Genomic DNA, 4743 nt, shown 5'->3' on the forward strand with positions numbered 1-4743 from the left:
GCACGCATCGTCCAACGCCCGCGCGAACACCGGATACCGGTCGTACAACTCACGACCCATGCCGACCCGTTGCGACCCCTGCCCCGGGAACACGAACACCGTTCTCCCGTCGGCACCGGAACCCTTGACGACGAGCGGAGACGTCTCCCCGGCGGCCAGCGCCCGCAACCCGGACAGCACCTCCTCGCGGCTCTCGGCGAGGACCACAGCCCGCTCGGAGAGCACCGCCCGCCGGGACACCAGCGCGCCCGCCACGGCCTCCAGCGGGGTACCGGTGCCGGCGAGGAGTTCCGCCAGCCGTTCCGCCTGTCCGGCGAGGGCCGCCTCGTTCCGCGCCGACACCACGACCGGTTTCGGACCTTCGGCGGGAGCCACCGGCTCGGTGCCGGGCTCGTCGGGGGCCTGCTCCAGGACGACGTGCGCGTTGGTGCCGCTGACGCCGAAGCCGGAGACGCCGGCTCGGCGCGGCCGGTTCACCTCCGGCCACTCGCGGGACTCCGTCAGCAGACGTACGGCGCCCGCGTCCCAGTCGACGCGGGGGGACGGTTCGTCGACGTGCAGGGTGGCCGGGAGGACACCGTGCCGCATGGCCTGGATCATCTTGATGACACCGGCGACGCCCGCGGCGGCCTGGGTGTGTCCGATGTTGGACTTCAACGAGCCCAGCCACAGGGGCTGTTCGCGGTCCTGGCCGTAGGTCGCGAGGAGGGCCTGCGCCTCGATCGGGTCCGAGTAGGCCTTGCAGCGGCCGTCGGCGGCCAGGCCCCGCTGCCGGGAGAAGTCGATGAACAGGCCGGGGGTGGCCATGACGGTGGCGCCGCCTGCCAGGGCCATCGTGCACTCGCCGCGCCGCAGGGCCTGGACGGCGAGGTGGATGGCGACCAGGGAGGAGGAACAGGCGGTGTCGAGTGTGACGGCGGGGCCCTCGAAGCCGAAGACGTAGGAGATGCGGCCCGAGGCGACGCTGGACGCGGCGCCGGTGCCGGTGAAGCCCTCCAGTTCCGGCGGGACGCTGCCGCCGGCGAAGTAGTCGACGCCCATGATCCCGTTGAAGACGCCGACGTCGGTGCCCTTCAGCGTCAGCGGGTCGATGCCGGCCCGCTCCAGCGCCTCCCAGGAGGTTTCGAGGAGCAGCCGCTGCTGCGGGTCCATCGCCAGCGCCTCGCGCGGGGAGATGCCGAAGAACTCCGCGTCGAACCGGCCGGCGCCGTGCAGGAATCCGCCCTGGTCGACGTAGGAGGTGCCGGTCCTCTCGGGGTCGGCGTCCAGCAGGGTGTCGAGGTCCCACCCGCGGTCGTCCGGGAAGCCGGACACTCCGTCACGGCCCTCGGCGACCAACTCCCAGAGGTCCTCCGGGGTGTCGACACCGCCGGGGAGCCGGCAGGCCATGCCGACGATCGCGATCGGTTCGCGCGAGGCGGCCAGCAGCTGCTGGTTCCGCTTCTTCAGCGTGCCGACCTCTTCCAGCGACTTCCGCAGCGCCTCGACAAGCTTCTCGTAGGAAGCACTCACTGTCCCTGCCCCAATCTGTCGTGTGCCGCGTCAGCCTTCGAGGGATTCGCTGTCGCCGAGCGCGAGGTGTACGAGGTCGTCGACGTCCAGGTCGGCCAGCGCCCCCGGGGTGGTGTCCGGTGCGCCGGACGCGGGTGCGCCGGGTTCCAGGGCGGCCAGTTCGACCAGCGCGTCCAGCAGGCCGGCCTCCCGGAACCGCTCCAGCGGGAGGCTGATCAGCGCGTGCCGCAGCCGTTCCTCGTCGGCCTCCGCCGCCGGCCGCTGCCCTGCCGCACCCTCGGGGACGAGTGCGCCGTGCAGGTGGCGGGCCAGGGCGAGCGGTGTGGGGTAGTCGAAGACCACGGTGGCGGAGAGGTTGACGCCGGTCGCGGCGCGCAGCCGGTTGCGCAGTTCCACGGAGGTGAGGGAGTCGAACCCGGCGTCCTTGAACGCCGTTTCCGCGCCGACGCCGTCCGCCCCGGTGTGACCGAGCACGCCGGCCACATGGCCGCGGACGACGTCCAGCAGCAGGGCCTCCTGCCGGTCGCGGTCGAGGCCGGCCAGCCGGCGCAGCAGGCCGTCCCCGGCGGCGGCCCGTGCCGACTGCCGTCCGGCCGGGACGAGTTGGCGGAGCAGCGGCGGCACCCCGGGGCCCGTGGCCGCCTCGGCGCGTACGGCCCTGAGGTCCAGCTTGACCGGGACGAGCAGCGGGTCGTCGCCGGCCAGGGCCGCGTCGAAGAGGGCCAGGCCCTCCCGCGGGGTGAGCGGCAGGATGCCACCGCGCCGGTTGCCGCGGGTGCGGGCCGCCGCTTCCGCGCCGGCGGTCATCCCGGTGGTCTGCTCCCAGGGTCCCCAGGCCAGGGACAGCGCGGGCAGGCCGGCCGCCCGGCGCCGGGCCATCGCGGCGTCCAGCCAGGCGTTGGCGGCGGCGTAGTTGCCCTGGCCGGCCGAGCCGAACAGCCCGGAGGCGGAGGAGAACACCGCGAACGTCGTCAGGTCCCGTGTGCGGGTCAGCTCGTCCAGGTGCCGCACGGCCGCCACCTTCGGCGCGAAGACGTGGGCCAGCCGCTCCCGGTCGAGCGTGCCGATCACACCGTCGTCCAGGACGCCCGCGGTGTGCAGGACGGCGGTCAGCGGGTGCTCGTCGGGTACGGAGTCCAGCAGGGCGGCGAGCGCGTCCCGGTCGGCGATGTCGCAGGCGGCCACCCGTACCGTCGTCGCGCCGAGCGCGGTCAGCTCGGCGACCAGGTCCCGCGCGCCCCCGGCGTCCGGTCCGCGCCGGCTCGCCAGCAGCAGGTGCCGGACACCGTGCCGCTCGACCAGGTGCCGGGCCAGCAGGGCGCCGAGCGAACCGGTGCCGCCGGTGACGAGGACCGTGCCGTCCGGGTCCCAGCCCGGGTCCGCGGCGGCGGTGGCGGCTCGTACCAGGCGCGGGGCGCGGACGGTCGTACCGTGCAGCGCGAGCTGCGGTTCACCGGCCGCGGCGGCGGTGGTGAGGAGGGCGGCGAGGGACTCGTCGTCCGCCGGCGGCATGTCGGTGTCGATGAGGGTGATGCGGTCGGGGTTCTCCGCCTGGGCGGCCCGTACGAGCCCCCAGACGGCCGCACCCGCCGGGTCGGTCACGGTGTCCTCGCCGGCGGCGGGCACCGCGCCCCGGGTCACGACCACCAGCCGGGAGTCCACGAGCCCCTCGTCGGCCAGCCAGGCCTGGAGCACACCCAGGACCCGGTCGGTGCGCTCCAGGGCGTCGTCGGCGCCGTCGGCCGGTACGACCAGCAGCTCCGGCACGCTGTCCCCGACGAGGTCGGCGGGGGTGGCGACCCGCGCCCAGGCCGGTGCCGGGCCGCCCGAGCGGGCCGGCACTGCGAGGTCGGTCCACTCCACGCGGAACAGCGCGTCCGCGCCGGGCGCACCGGCCGCGGCCTCCAGCTGTTCGGCACTGACCGCGCGGAACACCAGGGACTCCGTCGTCAGCACCGGCGCACCGGTCTCGTCCGCGGCCTGCACGGCCACCGCGTCGGGCCCGGACGGCGCGACCCGCACCCGCAGCGCCGACGCGCCCGACGCGTGCAGCGCCAGCCGGTTCCAGGCGAACGGCAGGACCGTGCGTGGCGCGCCGCCGGAAGCGGTCGCGTCGGCCGGGGTGACGAATCCGTTGGCGTGCAGGGCCGCGTCGAGCAGGGCGGGGTGGATGCCGAACCGGGCCGCCTCCGCCCGCTGTCCGTCCGGCAGTGCGACCTCCGCGTACACCTCGTCGCCGCGCCGCCACACCGCCCGCAGCCCCTGGAAGACCGGGCCGTAGGTGTAGCCCTTCTCGGTGAGCCCGGAGTAGAAGGCGTCGACGTCCGCCTCCACCCGCTCGGCGCCGGGCGGCGGCCACGCGGTGAAGTCGAAGGTGCCGCCGGCCGCGGGGACCGCCGGGGTGAGGGTGCCGGTGGCGTGCCGGGTCCAGGCCGCGCTGCCGATGTCACCGGCCGCGTCCTCCCGGACGGAGTACACCGCCACCGTCCGCGCCCCCTCGTCGTCGGGCCCGCCGGCGGCGACCTGGACGCGTACGCCGCCTTGCTCGGGCACGACCAGCGGCGCCTCGATGACCAGTTCGTCCAGCATCCCGCAGCCGACTTCGTCACCGGCCCGTACGGCCAGTTCGACCAGCCCGGTGCCGGGCACCAGCACCACTCCCCCGACCGCGTGGTCCGCCAGCCAGGGATGCGTCCGCAGCGACAGCCGGGACGTGCACAGCACACCGCCGGTCTCCGGCACCTCCACCACCGCGCCCAGCAGTGGGTGGTTCGCGGTGCTCTGCCCGAGGGCGACGGCGTCGGTGGCGGGGGCCGCCTGCAGCCAGTAGTGGCGGTGGTCGAATGGCCGACCCAGTAGGCGGGGCCGGACAGCTGGCCCGGCTCAGCGAGGCGGCCGGTCACGTTGGACACCACCGGGATCGCCGGCTCGTTCCAGGTCAGCCCGTCCAGCGCCTGCGCGAAGCCGTCCAGCATCGGCTCCATCAGCGCCGAGTGGAAGGCGTGCGAGACGGTCAGCCTCTTCACCCGGCGGCCCTGCTCACGCAGCTTCTCCGCCAGGGCGAGGACGGCCACTTCCTCACCGGAGAGAACGACCGAACCGGGAGCGTTGACCGCCGCCAAGTCCACACCGTCGCCGAGGTGTTCGGTGATCTCCGCCTCGGAAGCGGCCACGGCGACCATCGCACCGCCCGCCGGCAGGGCCTGCATCAGCCGGCCCCGCGCCGCCACC

General features: G+C 75.1%; 2 protein-coding genes and 1 pseudogene. All 3 read right to left on the bottom strand.

Features of this window, described 5'->3' with window-relative positions; translation table 11 throughout:
• Nucleotides 1–1512, bottom strand: a 1512-nt coding sequence (locus IG05_RS0140705; RefSeq protein WP_037815848.1) for a type I polyketide synthase, incomplete at its 3' end; no start/stop codon positions are given.
• Nucleotides 1513–1542: 30 nt separating this feature from the next.
• Entirely contained in the window at nucleotides 1543–4263 is a 2721-nt protein-coding gene (locus IG05_RS0140710; protein ID WP_199808483.1) for a type I polyketide synthase, read from the bottom strand.
• A 158-nt stretch (nucleotides 4264–4421) separates the two neighbouring features.
• Nucleotides 4422–4721 (bottom strand): annotated as a pseudogene (locus IG05_RS50825) (acyltransferase domain-containing protein); the annotation flags it as partial.
• Nucleotides 4722–4743: the final 22 nt, after the last annotated feature.

This window comes from Streptomyces sp. NRRL S-1022 (assembly GCF_000720135.1).
Taxonomy (GTDB): domain Bacteria; phylum Actinomycetota; class Actinomycetes; order Streptomycetales; family Streptomycetaceae; genus Streptomyces.